16 protein-coding genes are annotated in these 17520 nt (G+C 74.1%); 4 read left to right on the forward strand and 12 right to left on the reverse strand.

Translation table 11 applies throughout. The annotated features are described in order from the left end of the window. Positions 1–25 precede the first annotated feature (25 nt). A complete protein-coding gene (locus ABTZ91_RS03000) occupies positions 26–493 on the reverse strand; it encodes a VOC family protein (RefSeq protein WP_352075346.1) in 468 nt (155 codons plus the stop codon). Between the two features lie 121 nt (positions 494–614). Here ABTZ91_RS03000 and ABTZ91_RS03005 point away from each other — a divergent pair, with 121 nt between their 5' ends. Then, positions 615–1964 carry a cytochrome P450 gene (locus ABTZ91_RS03005; RefSeq protein ID WP_352075347.1) on the forward strand — a complete coding sequence of 450 codons (1350 nt, stop codon included), beginning with the start codon at positions 615–617 and terminating at the stop codon, positions 1962–1964. Positions 1965–1978: 14 nt separating this feature from the next. Here the strand turns inward: ABTZ91_RS03005 and ABTZ91_RS03010 are convergent, their stop codons facing one another. The 6 genes from ABTZ91_RS03010 to ABTZ91_RS03035 form a co-directional block, all read right to left on the reverse strand. Further along, a complete protein-coding gene (locus tag ABTZ91_RS03010) occupies positions 1979–3718 on the reverse strand; it encodes an alpha/beta hydrolase (protein WP_352075348.1) in 1740 nt (579 codons plus the stop codon). A gap of 92 nt (positions 3719–3810) precedes the next feature. Further along, positions 3811–5175, reverse strand: a complete 1365-nt coding sequence (locus tag ABTZ91_RS03015) for a HAMP domain-containing sensor histidine kinase (RefSeq protein ID WP_352075349.1) — start codon at positions 5173–5175, stop codon at positions 3811–3813. Beyond that, entirely contained in the window at positions 5172–5843 is a 672-nt protein-coding gene (locus tag ABTZ91_RS03020) for a response regulator transcription factor (RefSeq protein WP_352075350.1), read from the reverse strand. Before ABTZ91_RS03020 ends, ABTZ91_RS03015 begins: the two co-directional genes overlap by 4 nt. A gap of 38 nt (positions 5844–5881) precedes the next feature. Then, a complete protein-coding gene (locus ABTZ91_RS03025; RefSeq protein ID WP_352075351.1) occupies positions 5882–6085 on the reverse strand; it encodes a DUF2795 domain-containing protein in 204 nt (67 codons plus the stop codon). Positions 6086–6206: 121 nt separating this feature from the next. Then, a complete protein-coding gene (locus ABTZ91_RS03030) occupies positions 6207–6977 on the reverse strand; it encodes a putative protein N(5)-glutamine methyltransferase (RefSeq protein ID WP_352075352.1) in 771 nt (256 codons plus the stop codon). Continuing rightward, entirely contained in the window at positions 6970–7452 is a 483-nt protein-coding gene (locus tag ABTZ91_RS03035; protein ID WP_352075353.1) for a glutathione peroxidase, read from the reverse strand. The genes ABTZ91_RS03030 and ABTZ91_RS03035 overlap by 8 nt, the downstream gene beginning before the upstream one ends. Before the next feature lie 36 nt (positions 7453–7488). Here ABTZ91_RS03035 and ABTZ91_RS03040 point away from each other — a divergent pair, with 36 nt between their 5' ends. After that, positions 7489–7707: a DUF6011 domain-containing protein gene (locus ABTZ91_RS03040; protein ID WP_352075354.1), complete on the forward strand. Its 219-nt coding sequence runs from the start codon at positions 7489–7491 to the stop codon at positions 7705–7707. A gap of 70 nt (positions 7708–7777) precedes the next feature. On the opposite strand, the gene ABTZ91_RS03045 is transcribed toward ABTZ91_RS03040, so the two are convergent. Next, on the reverse strand, positions 7778–8641 hold the full coding sequence (locus tag ABTZ91_RS03045; RefSeq protein ID WP_352075355.1) for an acyl-CoA thioesterase II: 864 nt from the start codon (positions 8639–8641) through the stop codon (positions 7778–7780). 37 nt (positions 8642–8678) lie between these two features. After that, positions 8679–11192, reverse strand: coding sequence for a DEAD/DEAH box helicase (locus ABTZ91_RS03050; RefSeq protein ID WP_407077883.1), 2514 nt, complete (start codon positions 11190–11192; stop codon positions 8679–8681). Between the two features lie 155 nt (positions 11193–11347). On the opposite strand from ABTZ91_RS03050, the gene ABTZ91_RS03055 reads away from it, so the two are divergent. After that, the gene (locus ABTZ91_RS03055) at positions 11348–12139 is read left to right on the forward strand and encodes a metal-dependent hydrolase (RefSeq protein WP_352075357.1); all 792 of its coding nucleotides are present in this window, start codon (positions 11348–11350) and stop codon (positions 12137–12139) included. Between the two features lie 47 nt (positions 12140–12186). On the opposite strand, the gene ABTZ91_RS03060 is transcribed toward ABTZ91_RS03055, so the two are convergent. Next, positions 12187–12909, reverse strand: coding sequence for a TetR/AcrR family transcriptional regulator (locus tag ABTZ91_RS03060; RefSeq protein WP_352075358.1), 723 nt, complete (start codon positions 12907–12909; stop codon positions 12187–12189). Between the two features lie 117 nt (positions 12910–13026). On the opposite strand from ABTZ91_RS03060, the gene ABTZ91_RS03065 reads away from it, so the two are divergent. Further along, a complete protein-coding gene (locus ABTZ91_RS03065) occupies positions 13027–13734 on the forward strand; it encodes an NAD(P)H-binding protein (RefSeq protein WP_352075359.1) in 708 nt (235 codons plus the stop codon). Between the two features lie 63 nt (positions 13735–13797). Here ABTZ91_RS03065 and ABTZ91_RS03070 read toward each other — a convergent pair whose 3' ends face one another. Further along, positions 13798–15579: an ABC transporter ATP-binding protein gene (locus ABTZ91_RS03070; RefSeq protein WP_352075360.1), complete on the reverse strand. Its 1782-nt coding sequence runs from the start codon at positions 15577–15579 to the stop codon at positions 13798–13800. Next, positions 15576–17465 (reverse strand): ABC transporter ATP-binding protein, encoded by a 1890-nt coding sequence (locus tag ABTZ91_RS03075; RefSeq protein ID WP_352075361.1) that lies wholly within the window; start codon positions 17463–17465, stop codon positions 15576–15578. Before ABTZ91_RS03075 ends, ABTZ91_RS03070 begins: the two co-directional genes overlap by 4 nt. Between the last annotated feature and the right edge of the window lie 55 nt (positions 17466–17520).

A 17520-nucleotide genomic window follows, 5' to 3' on the forward strand; every position in this document is an offset into this window, starting at 1 on the left:
GGAGCCGGAGCGCTCACACCACCGCTCACACCACACAGAACTCGTTGCCCTCGGGGTCCTGGAGCACCACCGCGTAATAATCCATCCCCTCCGGCTCGTCCCTCGTGTACAGCACCGAGGCGCCGAGCCCCGTCAGCCGGGCCACCTCGCCGTCCACCCGCTCGCGGCGGACGGCGAGCGGCACACCGCGGCCGCCGCCCACCTTCAGGTCCAGATGCAGCCGGTTCTTGACCGTCTTCGGCTCCGGCACCCGCTGGAACCAGAGCCGGGGACCGGCCCCCTTCGGATCGACGATCGACTCCGGCAGCTCCCCGGCGCCGTCCCCCAACTCGTCCTCGGGCACGCCGATCGCCCTCCAGTACGCCGTCCACGTCGGGTGGCCGTCCGGCGGCGGCTCCGGTACGTAGTGAAGTGCCTCGGCCCAGAAGACGACCAGGCGCCGCGGGTCGGCGCAGTCGACGGTCAACTGCACGGTCATCTCGGGTGCGTCCATGAGGGCAGCCTCGCAGACACCACTGACAACGCTCCCGGCCCGGCGGCCGACGCGCCGCCTACCGGCCGGTCACCCGCTGGGGCACAATCACCACGCCGCACGTTCACAGGGGGACTCGACGATGGCGATACCCGAACTCACCGGGCTTCCACTGCTCGGCTCACTGCTCGACCTCAGGAACGACTCGCTCGGCACCTTCCTGAAGGCCCGGCGCGACCACGGGGACGTCGTCCGGATCACGGCGGGGCCGCCCGGCCTGCGGGGCGTGGTCCACTGCGTGTTCTCCGCCGAGGGCGCCCAGCAGGTCCTCGCCGCCGAGGCCGCCAACTTCCGCAAGGACAACGCCTTCTACCAGGAGATCCGCGAGTCCTTCGGCAACGGACTGCTCACCAGCCAGGACGACGACTACCTGCGCCAGCGGCGGCTCGTGCAGCCGCTCTTCACCCGCCGCGGCGTCGACACCTACGCCTCGTCCGTCGCCGCCGAGGTCACCCGGCTCACCGACGGCTGGCGGGAACGGGCCGAGGACACCGTGGACGTCGTCCACGAGATGACCGGGCTCGCCCTGCGGGCCGTCGCCCGCATCCTGTTCGGCACCGACGTCGAGGAGGCCGTCGGCATCGTCGAGCGCTGCTTCCCCGTGCTCGGCGCCTACGTCTCCAGCCGCGGCTTCGCGCCCCGCAAGCTCCCGCGCGACTGGCCCACCCCCGGCAACCGGCGGGCCGCCGCCGCCCACGAGGAGCTGTACGCCGTCTGCGACCGGATCATCGCGGAGCGCCGCGCGGCCGGGTCGAGCGGAACCGGACGGGACCTGCTGACCCTCCTGGTCGCCGCCGGAAGCGACGAGGACGGCGGCTTCGACGCGGCCGAACTGCGCGAACAGGTCCTGGTGTTCCTGCTCGCCGGCCACGAGACCACCGCCACCTCCATGGGTTTCGCGCTGCACCTGCTCGCCCGCCACCCCGAGGAGCAGAAACGCGCCCACGAGGAGATCGACCGGGTGCTCGCCGGCCGTACGCCCGGTGCCGCGGACCTCGACGCGCTGCCCCACCTCACCCGGGTCCTCAAGGAGGCCATGCGGCTCTTCCCGGCCGCCCCGGCCATCGGCCGCCGGGCCGTCGCCGCCACCGAGATCGGCGGCCACCCGATCCCCGCCGGCGCGGACGTCATCGTCTCCCCGTGGGTGACCCACCGTCACCCGCGCTACTGGGACGACCCGGAGCGCTTCGACCCCGACCGCTTCACCCCCGAGGCCGAGGCCGCCCGCCCGCGCTACGCCTGGTTCCCGTTCGGCGGCGGCCCGCGCGCGTGCATCGGCCAGCACTTCTCGATGCTGGAGTCGGTGATCGCCCTGGCGATGATCCTCCAGACCTACGAGCTGGAGGCCGTCGACACCCACGTCCCGCTGGGCTCGGCGATCACCCTCCAGGCCCTCGGCCCGGCCCGCTGCCGTCTGAAGGCCCGTACCTGACCGGCGTCCGCGCGTCAGGCGGAACAGGTGGTGCCGGGGCGGACCTTCACCAGGTCGACCAGATACGCCTCGACCGCGCGGTCGACGCAGGCGCTGCGGCCGTAGCCGGTGTGGCCCGCCGCCTCGAAGGACAGCAGCATGCCGCCCGGGAACTGCCGCGCCAGGCTCACCGCCTCGTCGTAGGGCGTCGCCGGGTCGCCGGCCGTGCCCACGACGAGGACCGGGGGCACGCCGTCGGCCTTCACCCGGTGCGGCCGCTGCCGGCCGGCCGGCCAGTCCTTGCAGACGAGTTCGCCGGTCACGCCGGTGGTGCCGTACGCACCGGCGGCCCGGTGGGCGGGGTCCAGGGCGTCCCAGTAGGCCCGCTCGTCGCGCGGATGGGGGACGTCGAGGCAGTTGACGGCGATCAGGGCGGCCTCGGAGTTGTCCTCGGGCACGGCGGGCGTGGTGGAGTCGGTGGTGCCGGCGGATCCGGCGGGCTCGTCCGGCGCGGTGGGCTCGGAGGTCCCGCCGGCGGGATCGCCGTCACCGCCGTGCGCGTCCCCCTCACCGCTCTCCGCGTCCTCCTCGCCGCCCTGCGCGTCCTCCTCGCCTTCCTCCGTCTCTTCCTCCTCGCCCGTGGCCAGGGCCGCCAGCGCCGTGCCGTCCCCGCCGCCGGCCGCGCGCAGCGCCTCGGACAGGTCCTCCCACTGCGCCTCCGGCGTGTACATGGACAGGGCGAGCGCCGAGACCACGCCGGCCGCGTCCAGACCCTCCTCGGAGCCGTCCACCGGCAGCGGCTCGCGCTCCGCGCGCGTGACGAGCCGGTCGATCAGGGCGCGTATCTCCTCGGGCGTGGCACCGGGACAGCCCTCGCCGACCGTGTCCGCGCAGGAGTCCGCGTAGTCCTCGACGGCCTTGCGGAAGCCCCTGGACTGGTTCAGCGCGCGCTGCCGCCAGTCGAGCGACGGATCGACCGCCCCGTCCAGGACCATCGCCCGCACCCGGCGCGGGAACTGCTCGGCGTACGAGGTGCCCAGGCTCGTACCGTACGACCAGCCGACGTACGTCAGCCTCCGCTCGCCCAGCGCCGCCCGCAGCACGTCCAGGTCCCGTGCCGCGTCGTCCGTTCCCACGTGCGGCAGCAGCGGACCGCTGGCCTCCCGGCAGGCCGCCGCCGTCGCCCGCGCGTCGGCGACGGCGGCGGCGCGTTCGGCCGCCGTGCGCGGGTAGAGCGCCACCGAGTCGCCGGCCGGGGCGTCCTCGTCCGGCTCCTCCTCGCCGCCGGTACGGCAGGTCAGGGCCGGCCGGCTCTCCCCGACCCCGCGCGGATCGAACGCCACGATGTCGAACCGTTCCCGCACCCCTCGCCCCAGGTCCTCGGCGAGCCCGTCCCGCAGGGCCTGTACGCCGCGCTCGCCCGGACCGCCGGGGTTGTAGACGAGGGCCCCGACCCGGCGCCCCGCGGCGGACGGGGCGGCGGCCTTCGCCACCGGCAGCACGAAGGTCCTGCCGTCGCCGGGGCGGGAGTAGTCCATCGGCACGGTGAGCGAGGCGCACCGCAGCTCGCCGCAGTCCCGCCAGGCGAGCTTCTGCCCGTAGAAGCGCCGCAGCTCCGGCCGCTCGGCCGGATCGGCGGCGGACGCGGCGCCGGGTGCCGGTGAGACCCCTTCCGGTCCCGCCCCGGCCGTGCACGCGGCCAGGGAGGTGGCGCCGAGGACGGCAAGGGCGACGACGAGAGCCGGACGACGGCGGCGGGCGTGGGCGCGGATCACGGGGAACTCTCCTTCGGTGACGGGTCCACCGAAGGATCACGCGCCCATGCTGAGGTTTTCCTGAGGCCGTCCGGCCGACCGTGCCGGAAGCGTCAGTCCGAGGCCGGCAGCCGCAGCACGAACCGGGCGCCGCCCCGGGCACCCCGCCCCGCCGTGAGCGTGCCGCCGTGGACGTGGGCGACCCAGGCGGCGATGGACAGTCCGAGGCCGGTGGAGCCCGATGCCGAGCCGCTGCGGAAGCGGCCGAACAGGGCGGCGCCCCCGACCTCCGGCGGCAGGCCGGGGCCCGCGTCCTCGACCGTCAGCGTCCCGTCGGCCGTGACCGTGACCAGGACGTCCGCGGGCCGGCCCGGCGCGTGGCCGTGGGTGAGCGCGTTGCCGAGCAGATTGGCCACGGCCCGGCGCACGAGGTCGGGATCGGCGACGACGACCGTGTCCTCGGCCTCGACGCGGACACGGTGGCCTTCCGTGGGAGCCTCCTCGACCACGGCCTCCACCAGCTGGTCGAGGCGCAGCGGCTGGCGCGCCGGCGCCGCCGTGCCGGACATCAGCCGGGCCCGGGTGAGCAGCCCGTCGACCAGCCGGCCCATGCCCTCCGCCAGGCGCAGGGTGCGCCGGTGCACGTCCGCGCTGTCCGTCTCGCCGCGCAGCGCCGTCTCGGCGAGGGTCCGCAGCGAGGCCGCCGGGGTCCGCAGGTCGTGCGCGGCGTCCGCGAGGAACGCCTCCTGCTGGGCCAGCGCCATCAGGGCCGGGCGGACCGCCCGCCCGGACAGCACATGGCCGACCGCCGCGGACAGCAGGACGAGCAGGGCGCAGCCGCCGGTCACCAGCCAGACGAGGCGCCGGTGGTCGTCCCGCTGCGCGGTCGCGTCGGCCGCGGTCACCAGGACGCCCTGCGGAGCGTCGTCCGCGGTCGCCTCGGCGTCGTAGAAGGGCATCGCGAACACCCGTACGGGCGCGCCGTCCGTCGACCGCCGGTCGAAGGCCCGCACGTCCTCGGCGTCCACCGCCGCGCGGCCGGCCGCCAGGACGACGTCCCGGTCGACGGCCAGGCACGGCCTGGCCGGGGCGTGCCGCACGGTCAGGCGGCCCGGGGCGTCCCCGGTGTCCGGGGCCGGAGTGTCCGGGCCGCGACCCCCGCCGGACACCAGCAGCACGGTCAGGGGCGGGCAGTCGATGTTCATCGTGTCCGCGAGGACGGACGTGTCGAGCCGCCCGTCCGCGTCCGTCTCCAGCAGGCCCAGCGCCCAGCTGGTGTCCGCGTCCATCGCGTGATCGAGCTGCTCGCGCCAGCGCCCGCTGTCGCTGCGTACCGCGAGCACGGCCATCGTGATCAGGCCCAGGGCGCTGGTCAGGGCGAACAGCACACTGATCCGCCGGCGCAGCCGCAGCACCCGTTCCGTGGGCGTCAGGGCCCGCGAGCGGCGCGAGGCCCGGTGCGGGAGCCGGGGCCTCACCGGACGTCGCCGGGCGCGAGCCGGTAGCCGACCCCGCGCACGGTGTGGATCAGCGGTGGGTCGCCGAGCTTGCGGCGGAGCTGGGAGACCAGCACCTCCAGCACATTGGACTGCGGCTCGGCCATCTCGTCCCAGCAGCTCTCGATCAGGGTGGCGCGGGCGACCGCCTGGTCGGCGTGGGCGGCGAGGACCTCAAGGACCGCGAACTCCCGGCCGGTGAGGGTCAGCAGCACACCGGCGCGCCGGACGTGCCGGCGCGCCGTGTCGATCTCCAGGTCACCGACGCGGTGCACCGGGGGCCGGACCACCGCCGCGCGGCGGCACAGGCTGCGCACCCGGGCCACCAGCTCGGGCACCGCGAACGGCTTGACCAGATAGTCGTCGCCGCCGCTCGCGAAACCCTCGACCCGGTCCGCGACCGTGTCCCGCGCGGTCAGGAACAGCACCGGCACCCCACGGCCCCCGCGCCGCAGCCCCTCCACATAGGTGGCGGCGTCCCCGGAAGGCAGCATCCGGTCGAAGACGGCGCAGTCGTACGCGGTGACGAACAGCGCCTCGTCCGCCTGCGGCAGATCGCCCGCCTCGTCGACGGCGAGCCCGGCGGCCCGCAGGGCGGCGGCCACCCCGAAGCGGAGGTTTTCGTCGTCCTCGACGAGCAGTACACGCACGCCGCCACCCTAACGAGCCCCCCCCACCCCGGCGGCGGTCAGCTGCCGTCGCCGCCGGAGAACAGGGCCTTCTGGACGTCGTCGGGACCGTCGTAGCGCTTCGTCCCGGAGGAGCGGAGCCGCTCCACCACCTCGTCAGCGGCGCCGTTGTTCCGCGCCAGGGACACCAGGTCGTCGGCGCTCGCCGGGTACTCCGCGCCCTTGAGGGCCTTCTGCACGTCGATCGGACTCACGTCGGCCATGATCAGTGGCCTCCTCTCGTGTCGTCGCTCCGCCGAGGCGGATCGCGTGGCGGCTGCCCCGGATCCGCCGGCGGATGCGAGGAGGCGGGCCGGGAATTCCGGCGGACGCGACGCCAGGGCGTCAGGAATTCCGGCTCGCCACGATCACCGTCGCGTACAGGTCCTCGTCCTCGACGACCCGGGCGACGAGGCCCTGGGCCTGGACGGCCGCCAGGGCGTCGGCGGCCTGGCGCTCGCTGGTCTCGGACAGGAGGTGCCCGCCCGGGGCCAGCCAGTGCGCCGCCTCGGCGGCGACCCGGCGCAGCACGTCCAGGCCGTCCGAGCCGCCGTCCAGGGCGACCAGGGGCTCGTGGTCGCGGGCCTCGGGCGGCAGGAGGGGGACGTCACCGCTCGGGACGTACGGGACGTTGGCGACGAGCACCTCGATCCGGCCGCGCAGTCCGCGCGGCAGCGGGGCGAAGAGGTCGCCCTCGTGGACGTGCCCGCCCCTCGGCTCCACGTTGCGGCGGGCGCACCGGACCGCGGCCGGTTCGATGTCGGACGCGTGCACCTCGGCCCCCTCGACGGAGTCGAGCAGCACCGCGGCCGCCGCGCCGGAGCCGCAGCACAGGTCGACGCAGACGGCGCCCGGCCGGGCCAGCTCCACCGCCTGCCGCACCAGGAACTCCGTACGCCGGCGCGGGACGAACACCCCGCCGTCGACCTCGATCCGCAGCCCGGCGAACTCCGCCCATCCCACCACGTGTTCGAGCGGCAGGCCCGCGATCCGCCGCTCGACCATCGCGTCGAGCTCGGCCGGGCCGGCGGCCGCCAGACCGAGGAGCTCCGCCTCCTCCTCGGCGAAGACGCAGCCCGCGGCCCGCAGCCGCTCCACCACCCCGGGCTCAGACAAGCTGCGCCTCGATCGCCGCCACGATCTCCGGGGCGTCGGGTTCGGTGCGCGGGCGGAAACGGGTGACGACGCCGTCACGGCCGATGAGGAACTTCTCGAAGTTCCACTGGACGTCCCCGGCCTCGCCGTCGGCGTCCGCCACCCGGGTCAGTTCCGCGTACAGCGGGTGCCGCCCGGTGCCGTTCACGTCCGTCTTCTCCAGGAGCGGGAAGGTCACGCCGTAGGTCGTCGAGCAGAAGGTCTCGATCTCCTCGGCGCTGCCCGGCTCCTGGCCGGCGAACTGGTTGCACGGCACGCCGAGCACGGTGAAGCCGCGGTCCCCGTACTCCTTCTGCAGCCGCTCCAGGCCCGCGTACTGCGGGGTGAGACCGCACCGGGACGCCACGTTCACGACCAGGACGGCCCGGTCGCGGAAATCGGCGAGCGAGAGCGGCTCGCCGGTGAGGGTCTTCAGCGGAATCTCGTACAGGCTCATGCACAGCTCCTCGTAGGGATGAGGTTTGATCTCAGCATGGGTGACGAACCGCTGGCAATCGAGATCGGCCCCGCGCCGGAGACGGGGGAGGGGCCGCGCCGTGTCCGGTGCCGGCTGTGCGGGCGCCCGCTGACCGGTGCGGACTCCCGCCGCACCGGCCTCGGCCCCGCCTGCGACGCCAAGCTCCACCCGCCGGGCCCGGACATCCGCACCCGGCGGCACGAGGTCGCGCAGGACCCGCTGCCCGGCCTGTGAGACGGCCCGGCCTGCCAGAGAGCCGGCCTGCCAGAGGCCGGTGAAACGGCCGGCCCGTGAGCCGGGGGCGCTACAGCTTCCGGAACAGGCCCTCCTGGACCACCGACACCAGCAGCCGGCCCTCGCGGTCGTAGATCCGGCCGCGTGCGAGGCCCCGCCCGCCGGTCGCGATCGGCGACTCCTGGTCGTACAGGAACCACTCGTCGGCCCGGAACGGCCGGTGGAACCACATCGCGTGGTCCAGCGACGCCATGTCGAAGCCCCGCGGCCCCCACAGCGGCTCCACGGGAATGCGCACCGCGTCGAGCAGGGTCATGTCGGAGGCGTACGTCAGCGCGCAGGTGTGCACCAGCGGGTCGTCACCCAGCGGCCCGACCGCCCGCATCCACACGGCGCTGCGCGGGTCCGCGTCCGTGACCTCCTCCTTCGTCCAGCGCAGCCGGTCCACGTACCGGATGTCGAAGGGCTGGCGGCGGGCCATCCGCTCCAGCGCCTCCGGCAGCGTGCCGAGGTGGTCGCGGATCTCGTCCGCGAGGTTCGGCAGGGTCTCCGGATCGGTGAGGTGCCGGGGCGGCAGCTGGTGCTCGAAGGCGCCCTCCTCCGGGAGGTGGAAGGAGGCCGTCAGATTGAAGATCGTCCGTCCCTCCTGGACGGCGGTGACCCGCCGGGTGGTAAAGGAACGCCCGTCGCGCACCCGCTCCACCTGGTAGACGATCGGCACGCCGGGGCGGCCGGGCCGCAGGAAGTAGGCGTGCAGGGAGTGCACCGGGCGGTCGTCGTCCACGGTACGGCCGGCCGCCACCAGGGCCTGGCCGGCGACCTGCCCGCCGAAGACCCGCTGGAGCGACTCCTGCGGGCTGCGGCCGCGGAAGATGTTCACCTCGATCCGTTCCAGGTCGAGCAGGTCCACGAGTCGCTCGGCGGGATTGGTCACCTTCGTGCTCCGTTCGTGAGGTCTGCCACCGCGAGGTCTACAGCTGTCCGACCGACGTCACGCGGACGACCGCCCGGCCCTCCTCGTCCGAGGCCGCCAGGTCCACCTCCGCGCTGATGCCCCAGTCATGGTCGCCGTTCGGGTCCGCGAAGGTCTGCCGGACGCGCCACAGACCGTGCGCCGGGTCCTCCTCGATGGACAGCAGCTTCGGGCCGCGCGCGTCCGGACCGGTGCCGAGGTCGTCGTACTCGTCCCAGTACGCGTCCATCGCCTCGCCCCAGCGGTCCGCGTCCCAGCCCGACTCGGCGTCCAGCTCGCCCAGCTCGTCCACGTGGTCGAGCGCCGCCAGCTCCACCCGGCGGAACATCGCGTTGCGCACCAGGACCCGGAAGGCCCGCGCGTTCGCCGTGACCGGCTTGACCTGGTCGGCCTTCTCCTGGGCCTCCTCGGCGGTCTCCACCTCCGGGTTGGCCAGCTGCTCCCACTCGTCGAGCAGCGAGGAGTCGACCTGCCGCACCATCTCGCCCAGCCAGGCGATCAGGTCCTCCAGGTCCTCCGTCTTCAGGTCGTCCGGGATGGTGTGGTCCAGCGCCTTGTACGCGCTCGCCAGGTAGCGCAGCACGATGCCCTCGGTGCGCGCCAGCTCGTAGAAGGAGGTGAACTCGGTGAAGGACAGCGCCCGTTCGTACATGTCGCGGATGACGGACTTCGGCGACACCGGGTGGTCGCCGACCCACGGGTGCGACTTCCGGTACACGTTGTACGCGTGCCAGAGCAGCTCCTCCAGCGGCTTCGGGTACGTGATCTCCTGGAGCCGCTCCATGCGCTCCTCGTACTCGACCCCGTCGGCCTTCATCGCGCCGACCGCCTCGCCGCGCGCCTTGTTCTGCTGCGCGGCCAGGATCTGGCGCGGGTCGTCGAGGGTCGACTCGACCACCGACACCATGTCGAGCGCGTACGACGGCGACTCCGGGTCGAGCAGGTCGAAGGCGGCGAGCGCGAACGTCGACAGCGGCTGGTTGAGCGCGAAGTCCTGCTGGAGGTCGACCGTCAGGCGGATCGTGCGGCCCTCGGCGTCCGGCTCGTCCAGCTGCTCCACGACCCCGCCGTCGAGCAGCGAGCGGTAGATCGCGATGGCCCGGCGGATGTGCCGCAGCTGCGCCTTGCGCGGCTCGTGGTTGTCCTCCAGGAGCTTGCGCATCGCCTCGAAGGCGTTGCCCGGACGGGCGATCACCGACAGCAGCATGGTGTGGGTGACCCGGAAGCGGGAGGTCAGCGGCTCCGGCTCGGAGGCGATCAGCTTCTCGAAGGTGTTCTCCGACCAGGCGACGAAGCCCTCCGGGGCCTTCTTCCTGACCACCTTGCGGCGCTTCTTCGGGTCGTCGCCGGCCTTGGCGAGCGCCTTCTCGTTCTCGATGACGTGCTCGGGCGCCTGCGCCACCACGAGACCGGCCGTGTCGAAGCCGGCCCGGCCCGCCCGGCCCGCGATCTGGTGGAACTCCCGGGCCCGCAGCGTGCGCACCCGGTTGCCGTCGTACTTCGTCAGGGCCGTGAACAGCACCGTACGGATCGGGACGTTGACGCCGACACCGAGGGTGTCCGTGCCGCAGATCACCTTCAGCAGGCCCGCCTGGGCCAGCTTCTCCACGAGCCGCCGGTACTTCGGCAGCATGCCCGCGTGGTGCACGCCGATGCCGTGCCGGACGTAGCGGGAGAGGTTCTTGCCGAACTTGGTGGTGAAGCGGAAGTTGCCGATCATCTCGGCGATGGCGTCCTTCTCCTCGCGCGAGCACATGTTGATGCTCATCAGCGACTGCGCGCGCTCCACCGCCTGCGCCTGCGTGAAGTGGACGATGTAGACCGGCGCCTGCTTGGTCTGCAGCAGCTCCGTGAGGGTGTCGGTGATGGGGGTGAGCCGGTACTCGTACGACAGCGGCACCGGGCGCGTGGCCGAGCGGACCACCGCCGTCGGCCGGCCGGTGCGCCGGGTGAGGTCCTGCTCGAACATCGACACGTCGCCGAGGGTGGCCGACATGAGGACGAACTGGGCCTGCGGGAGTTCCAGGAGCGGGATCTGCCAGGCCCAGCCGCGGTCCGGCTCCGCGTAGAAGTGGAACTCGTCCATGACGACCTGGCCGATGTCGGCCTGCCGGCCGTCGCGCAGCGCGATCGAGGCGAGGACCTCGGCGGTGCAGCAGATGACCGGCGCGTCCGCGTTCACGGAGGCGTCGCCGGTCAGCATGCCGACGTTCTCCGTGCCGAAGATCTTGCAGAGGTCGAAGAACTTCTCCGACACCAGCGCCTTGATCGGCGCCGTGTAGAAGGTCACCTGGTCATTGGCCAGGGCGGTGAAGTGCGCCCCCGCCGCGACCAGCGACTTTCCCGAACCGGTGGGAGTGGAAAGGATCACGTTGGCCCCGGAGACCACCTCGATCAGCGCCTCCTCCTGGGCCGGGTAGAGCGTGATGCCCCGGCCCTCCGCCCATGAGGAGAAGGCCTCGAAAAGGGCGTCGGGGTCGGCGGTCGGCGGCAGCTGATCGATAAGGGTCACGCCCCCATCTTGCCTGGATTCCCCCCGGAGGAGGGAACCGGCCGCCGACAGCAAGATCACGGAGGATAGGCTGGCCCGTCGACCGGCTGCACGACCGGTGGTCCGACCGGCCGTCAACTGGGCGCCGGCGCAGGTGGAACGGGGCGGGAACGAACATGATGGGACCGGCGCACTCGCTGTCCGGAGCGGCGGCCTGGCTCGGCGTCGGGGCGGCGGCAGCGGCCCTCGACCGCCCGATGCCCTGGCCGGTCCTGGTGGTCGGCGCGCTCATCTGCGCGGGCGCGGCCCTCGCGCCCGACCTCGACCACAAGTCGGCGACGATCTCGCGCGCCTTCGGACCGATCTCGCGGGGCCTGTGCGAGATGGTCGACAAGCTGTCGTACGCCGTCTACAAGGCCACCCGCTCCGCCGCCGACCCGCGCCGCTCCGGCGGTCACCGCACCCTCACCCACACCTGGCTGTGGGCGGTCGTGATCGGGGCCGGCTGCTCGGTGGCCGCGATCACCGGCGGCCGCTGGGCGGTCCTGACGATCCTCTTCGTCCACCTCGTCCTCGCGGTCGAGGGCCTGCTGTGGCGCGCCGCGCGCATGTCCAGCGACGTCCTGGTCTGGCTGCTCGGCGCGACCAGCGCCTGGATCCTCGCGGGCGTCCTCGACCAGCCCGGCAACGGCGCGAACTGGCTCTTCACGGGCCCCGGCCAGGAGTACCTGTGGCTCGGCCTGCCCGTCGTCCTCGGCGCCCTCGTCCACGACATCGGTGACGCCCTGACGGTCTCCGGCTGCCCGATCCTCTGGCCCATCCCGGTGGGCCGCAAGCGCTGGTACCCGGTCGGCCCGCCCAGGGGCCTGCGCTTCCGCGCGGGCAGCTGGGTCGAGCTGAAGGTCCTCATGCCGGCCTTCATGCTCCTCGGCGGCGTGGGCGGGGCCTCGGCGCTCGGTTTCCTCTGACTCCTCACGGCTCCCCAGGCCCGCTCCTGTAGGCCCCGTCCTTCGGCTCAGCCGGTGTGCGGCATGCCGAGGGTCCGGGTGAGCTGGGCCAGCTCCTCCCGGAAGAGCTTGTCCGGACTCGACGTCTGACGGCCGAGGTGGCCGTAGACCTCGAGGGCCACCAGTCCGTGCAGATGCCCCCAGATCCTCAGGGCCAGCGCCACGGCGGCGGGGGGCAGCTCGGGAAAGGCCGGGCGGACCTTGTCGAGGAGCCCGGCGTCGAAGTCGTCCCACGTGAACGCGCTGTGCCGGTAGTGCGCTTCCGCGTACGGCCAGGCCGCGTCCGCCAGGGCGGTCAGCCCCGTGCACACCCGCCGGGCGGCGTCGGGAGCCGGGCCGCCCTCGGGCGCCTCGTAACCGGGCACCGGGTCGCCGTAGACGAGGCGGAAACCCTCGGGGTTGGCCAGGGCCCACCCCCGGAAGGCATCGGCCCAGGCCAGGATGCGAGCGGCCGGATCGTCGCCGGGGGCCTGCGCCCAGGCCGCGTCCACGGCGTCGGCGAGTGCCTCGTACACGTCGGCGATGAGGGTGGTCACGAGCTCGTCACGGGTGGCGAAGTAACCGTAGATCGCGTTGGCCGTCATCCCCATCTCGCGGGCGATGGCCCGCAGGGTGATCGCGTCCGGGCCGCCGTCCGCCATCAACCTGAGGGCCGTGTCCTTGATCTCGGCCGTCGTCTCCGCGCGCAGCCGCTCCCGGCGTCCCCCGACGGTCCTTCCCGTTCCAGTCACGTCGGCACTCTACAGCGTCTCTTTTTCTGAGCGCCGTCCCTTTACTTCACAGCGTATAGTTTTCGAACGCCGTGAAGACGCGGCAGTCCGGCACCGTGCCACGACCAGGGGAGAGCCATGTTCATCGGAGTGATCGGAGCCACCGGCACCATCGGCAGTCGCGTGGTCACGGAGGCGCTGGAACGCGGCCACCACGTCCGGGCCTTCAGCCGCGACGCCACCCGGCCCGCAGCCGCGGAAACCCGGTCGCACATCACGTGGGCGACCCTCGACGTCCTCGACCCGGCGGCCGTCGCCGCCGCACTGCCCGGCCTCGACGTGCTCGTCAGCGCCTTCCAGCCCGGCAACGCGGCACAGGACCTCGACGACACCGTCCGCCGCTCCATCGCCGACCCGACCGTCTACGCCGCCGCGGCCCGGTCCCTGCTGAAGGCGCTGGAGAGCCACCCGAGGACCCGCCTCATCGTGATCGGCGGCGCCGGAAGCCTGGAGACCGAACCGGGGACGGTGCTCGCCGACTCGGAGGAACGGATCCACGAGACGCTCGACGCGATCGGACTGCCCCGCGCCTACGCGGCGGCGGTACGCGGCCACCGGGACGCCCTGAACGTGCTGCGCACCTCCAACCGCCGCTGGACCTACTTCAGCCCCGCGGAGGACATCGCCCCGGGCGAGCGAACCGGCCGCTTCCGCATCGGCGGCGACCAGGCCGTCCGGGACGCCGACGGACGCAGCCGCATCTCGGCCGAGGACGCCGCCGTCGCCCTCGTCGACGAGGCGGAACTGCCGAGGTTCGTGCAGCGCCGCTTCACCGCCGGCTACTGAGGGGCCGCGCCGAGGGCCACCGGCCCTCGGCCCCGCAGGGCGAGATCCGGAAAAGGGCCTCCCCTACCCGTGCCAGGAGCGCCACAGCGCCGCGTACGCCCCGTCCGCCGCCACCAGCTCGTCGTGGCTGCCCAGCTCGCTGATCCGGCCGTCCTCGACGACGGCGATCAGGTCGGCGTCGTGGGCGGTGTGCAGGCGGTGGGCGATGGCGACCACCGTGCGCCCGTCCAGGACGCGGGCCAGGGAACGCTCCAGGTGGCGGGCCGCGCGCGGGTCGAGGAGCGAGGTGGCCTCGTCCAGGACCAGGGTGTGCGGGTCGGCCAGGACCAGCCGGGCGAGCGCGACCTGCTGGGCCTGCGCGGGGGTGAGGGCCAGGCCGCCGGAGCCGACCTCGGTGTCCAGGCCCTCGTCCAGGGCGCGGGCCCAGCCGTCGGCGTCGACCGCCGCCAGGGCCGCCCACAGGTCGGCGTCCCCGACACCCGCCCGCGCCAGCAGCAGGTTGTCGCGGAGCGAGCCGACGAAGACGTGGTGCTCCTGGTTGACCAGGGCGACGTGCTTGCGCACCCGCTCCGCCGGCATCCGCGCCAGCTCCGCCGCGCCGAGGGTGACCCGTCCGGCGCGCGGGGCGTAGATGCCCGCGAGCAGCCGGCCGAGCGTCGACTTCCCGGCGCCCGAGGGGCCGACCAGGGCGAGCCGGGTGCCCGGGGCGACGTCCAGCGACACCCGGTGCAGCACGTCGACGCCCTCCCGGTAGCCGAAGCGCACCTCGTCGGCCCGCACCGTCCGCCCCTCGGGCCGCACCTCCGGGTCCCCGGCCCCGAGATCGATCTCCCGCACGCCGACGAGCCGGCCGAGCGACACCTGCGCCACCTGAATCTCGTCGTACCACCGCAGCACGATCCCGACGGGGTCGACCAGCATCTGCGCGAGCAGCGCGCCCGTGGTCAGCTGCCCCACGTCCATCCAGCCCTTCAGGACGAAGACGCCGCCGACCAGCAACACGGACGTGATCACGACGGTGTGGGTGAGGGTGATGACCGGGAAGAGCACCGAGCGGAGGAAGAGGGTGTACCGCTCCCACGCGGTCCATTCGGCGATCCGCCGGTCCGACAGCTCCACCCGCCGCCTGCCGAGGCGGTGCGCCTCGACCGTACGGCCCGCGTCCACGGTCTCGGCGAGGGCGGCGGCGACGGCCGCGTACCCCGCCGCCTCCGAGCGGTACGCCGAGGGGGCCCGCCGGAAGTACCAGCGGCAGCCCGCGATCAGCAGCGGCGCGGCGAGCAGCAGCGCGAGCGCCAGCGGCGGCGCGACCACCGCGATGCCGCCGACGAGCAGCGCCGCCCACACCACGCCGATGACGAGCTGCGGCACCGCCTCGCGCATCGCGTTGGCCAGCCGGTCGATGTCCGTGGTGATCCGTGACAGCAGGTCGCCGGTGCCCGCCCGCTCCAGGACGCCCGGCGGCAGGCCCACCGAGCGCACCAGGAAGTCCTCGCGCAGATCGGCCAGCATCTCCTCGCCGAGCATCGCCCCGCGCAGCCGTACCAGGCGGACGAACACCGCCTGGACCACGAGCGCGACGGCGAACAGGGCGGCCGTGCGGCCCAGCGGGAGCTCCCGGGCCCCGGCCGTCAGGTCGTCGACGAGCGAGCCGAGGAGATAGGGGCCCGCCATGGAGGCGATCACGGCGACGCCGTTGACGGCGACGAGCGCGACGAAGGCGCCCCGGTGGCGGCGCAGCAGCTCCCGGACGTAGGTCCGGACCGTCGCCGGGCCGCCCACCGGCAGCGTCGTCGCCGACCGGGGTGCCGCCGGGTCGTACGCGGGCGGTGCCAGGCCGATCATGCCGACTCCCCTTCCAGCTCGTCCTGCAACTCTTCCTCCAGCCCTCTCGCCCGCCCGTCCGTCAGCCCGCCGTGGCGCGTGTCGTCGGGCGCGGCCACCGGCTCGGCTTCGGGCGCCCCGGTCTCGTCGTCGGTCTCGCGGGTGACGACCGCCCGGTAGCGGGGCTCACGGGCGAGCAGTTCGCGGTGGGTGCCGGCCGCGACCGCCGTACCGCCGTCGACCAGCACGACCCGGTCGGCCACATCGAGCAGTAGCGGCGAGGAGGCGAGGACCACCGTCGTCCGGCCCGCCCGCAGCCGCTTGATGCCGGCCGCCACCCGGGCCTCGGTGTGCGAGTCGACCGCCGAGGTCGGCTCGTCCAGGACCAGCGCCTCCGGGTCGGTGACCAGGGAGCGGGCCAGGGCGAGCCGCTGGCGCTGGCCGCCGGAGAGCGACCGGCCGCGCTCGGTGATCCGGGTCCGCATCGGGTCGCCGCCGGTGTCCACGGACGCCTGGGCGAGGGCGTCGAGGACGTCACCGCACCGGGCCGCCTCCAGCGCCTCGGCCGCCGTGACGTCGCCGGAGGCCGGCACGTCGAGCAGCTCCGCCAGGGTGCCCGAGAGCAGCACCGGGTCCTTGTCCTGGACGAGGACGGCCGTGCGGGCCGTCTCCAGCGGCAGTTCGTCGAGCGGGACGCCGCCGAGCAGCACCGAGGAGTGCCCCTCGCCGCCCTCCGGGGGATGGCCGCCGAGCCGGTCCGCGAGCCGTCCGGCCGCGTCCGGGTCGCCGCACACCACCGCCGTGAACCGCCCGGCCGGCGCGAGCACCCCGGTCACCGGGTCGTACAGGTCGCCGCCCGGCACCTGCCCGGGCGCCCCGGGCGACGGAAGGGGCGCGCGCGTGGTCGTGGCCGTACGGGACAGGGCGAGCACCCGGGCGGCGCGCTGCGCGGAGGGCCGCGAGAAGGAGTACGCCATGGCGATCTCCTCGAAGGTGCGCAGCGGATGGTGGGTGAGCGCCACCGCCCCGTACACCGTGACCAGTTGGCCGATGGTGATCCGCCCGTCGAGCGCGAGCACCGCCCCGTACACGACCACGCCGACGAGCAGCAGCCCCGGCAGCAGCACCTGGATCGCCGCGATCAGCGCCCACATCCGGGCGCTGCGCACGGCGGCCCGGCGGACCTCCTGCGAGGCGGCCCGGTAGCGGCCGAGGAACAGCTCCTCGCCGCCGATCCCGCGCAGGACGCGCAGTCCGGCGACGGTGTCGGAGGCCAGCTCGGTGGCCTTGCCCGCCTTCTCGCGCTGCTCGTCGGCCCGTCGGGTGGCGCGGGGCAGCAACGGCAGCGCGGCGAGGGCGAGGACGGGGACGGCGAGCGCCACCACCAGGCCCAGATCCGGCTGGTAGAGCACGAGACCGACGCAGACGAGGACCAGGGCGACGGCGGCGGACGCGAAGCGGGAGACCGCCTCCACGAACCAGCCGATCTTCTCGACGTCGCTGGTCGACACGGCGACCACCTCGCCCGCGGCGACCCGCCGGGTCAGCATCGCGCCGAGCTCGGCGGTCTTGCGCGACAGCAGTTGCTGGACCCGGGCGGCGGCCGTGATCCAGTTGGTGACGGCCACCCGGTGGACCATGGTGTCGCCGGCCGCGATGGCCAGGCCGAAGGCGACGAGCAGTCCGATCCCGAGGCCGAGCCGGCCGCCGTCGCGGTCCACGACCGCCTGCACGGCGACGCCGACGCCGAGCGGCAGCCCGGCGATGCCGAGGTGCAGCAGCAGGCCCCACAGCAGGCAGCTCAGCTGCCCGCCGAGCTGGCGCCGGCCGAGCCAGAGGAGGAACCGGGAGCCCGAGCGGACGTCCGGTTCCCCCGGGTCGGCGTACGGTAGGTCACGAATCTGCATGGCGCCCCAAGCGCTTTCGACCGATGGCGTGCCGAGGGCGACGGACCGGTCCTGT

The sequence above is a fragment of the Streptomyces sp. NPDC126499 genome, from assembly GCF_040302485.1.
In the GTDB taxonomy this organism is placed as follows: domain Bacteria; phylum Actinomycetota; class Actinomycetes; order Streptomycetales; family Streptomycetaceae; genus Streptomyces.

Coding starts and splice junctions, on each gene's coding strand:
- ABTZ91_RS03065 (WP_352075359.1), top strand. CDS start 13,027: ATGTTCATCGGAGTGATCGGAGCCACCGGCACCATCGGCAGTCGCGTG.
- ABTZ91_RS03025 (WP_352075351.1), bottom strand. CDS start 6,085: ATGGCCGACGTGAGTCCGATCGACGTGCAGAAGGCCCTCAAGGGCGCG.
- ABTZ91_RS03040 (WP_352075354.1), top strand. CDS start 7,489: ATGGGTGACGAACCGCTGGCAATCGAGATCGGCCCCGCGCCGGAGACG.
- ABTZ91_RS03055 (WP_352075357.1), top strand. CDS start 11,348: ATGATGGGACCGGCGCACTCGCTGTCCGGAGCGGCGGCCTGGCTCGGC.
- ABTZ91_RS03005 (WP_352075347.1), top strand. CDS start 615: ATGGCGATACCCGAACTCACCGGGCTTCCACTGCTCGGCTCACTGCTC.
- ABTZ91_RS03075 (WP_352075361.1), bottom strand. CDS start 17,465: ATGCAGATTCGTGACCTACCGTACGCCGACCCGGGGGAACCGGACGTC.
- ABTZ91_RS03035 (WP_352075353.1), bottom strand. CDS start 7,452: ATGAGCCTGTACGAGATTCCGCTGAAGACCCTCACCGGCGAGCCGCTC.
- ABTZ91_RS03000 (WP_352075346.1), bottom strand. CDS start 493: ATGGACGCACCCGAGATGACCGTGCAGTTGACCGTCGACTGCGCCGAC.
- ABTZ91_RS03070 (WP_352075360.1), bottom strand. CDS start 15,579: ATGATCGGCCTGGCACCGCCCGCGTACGACCCGGCGGCACCCCGGTCG.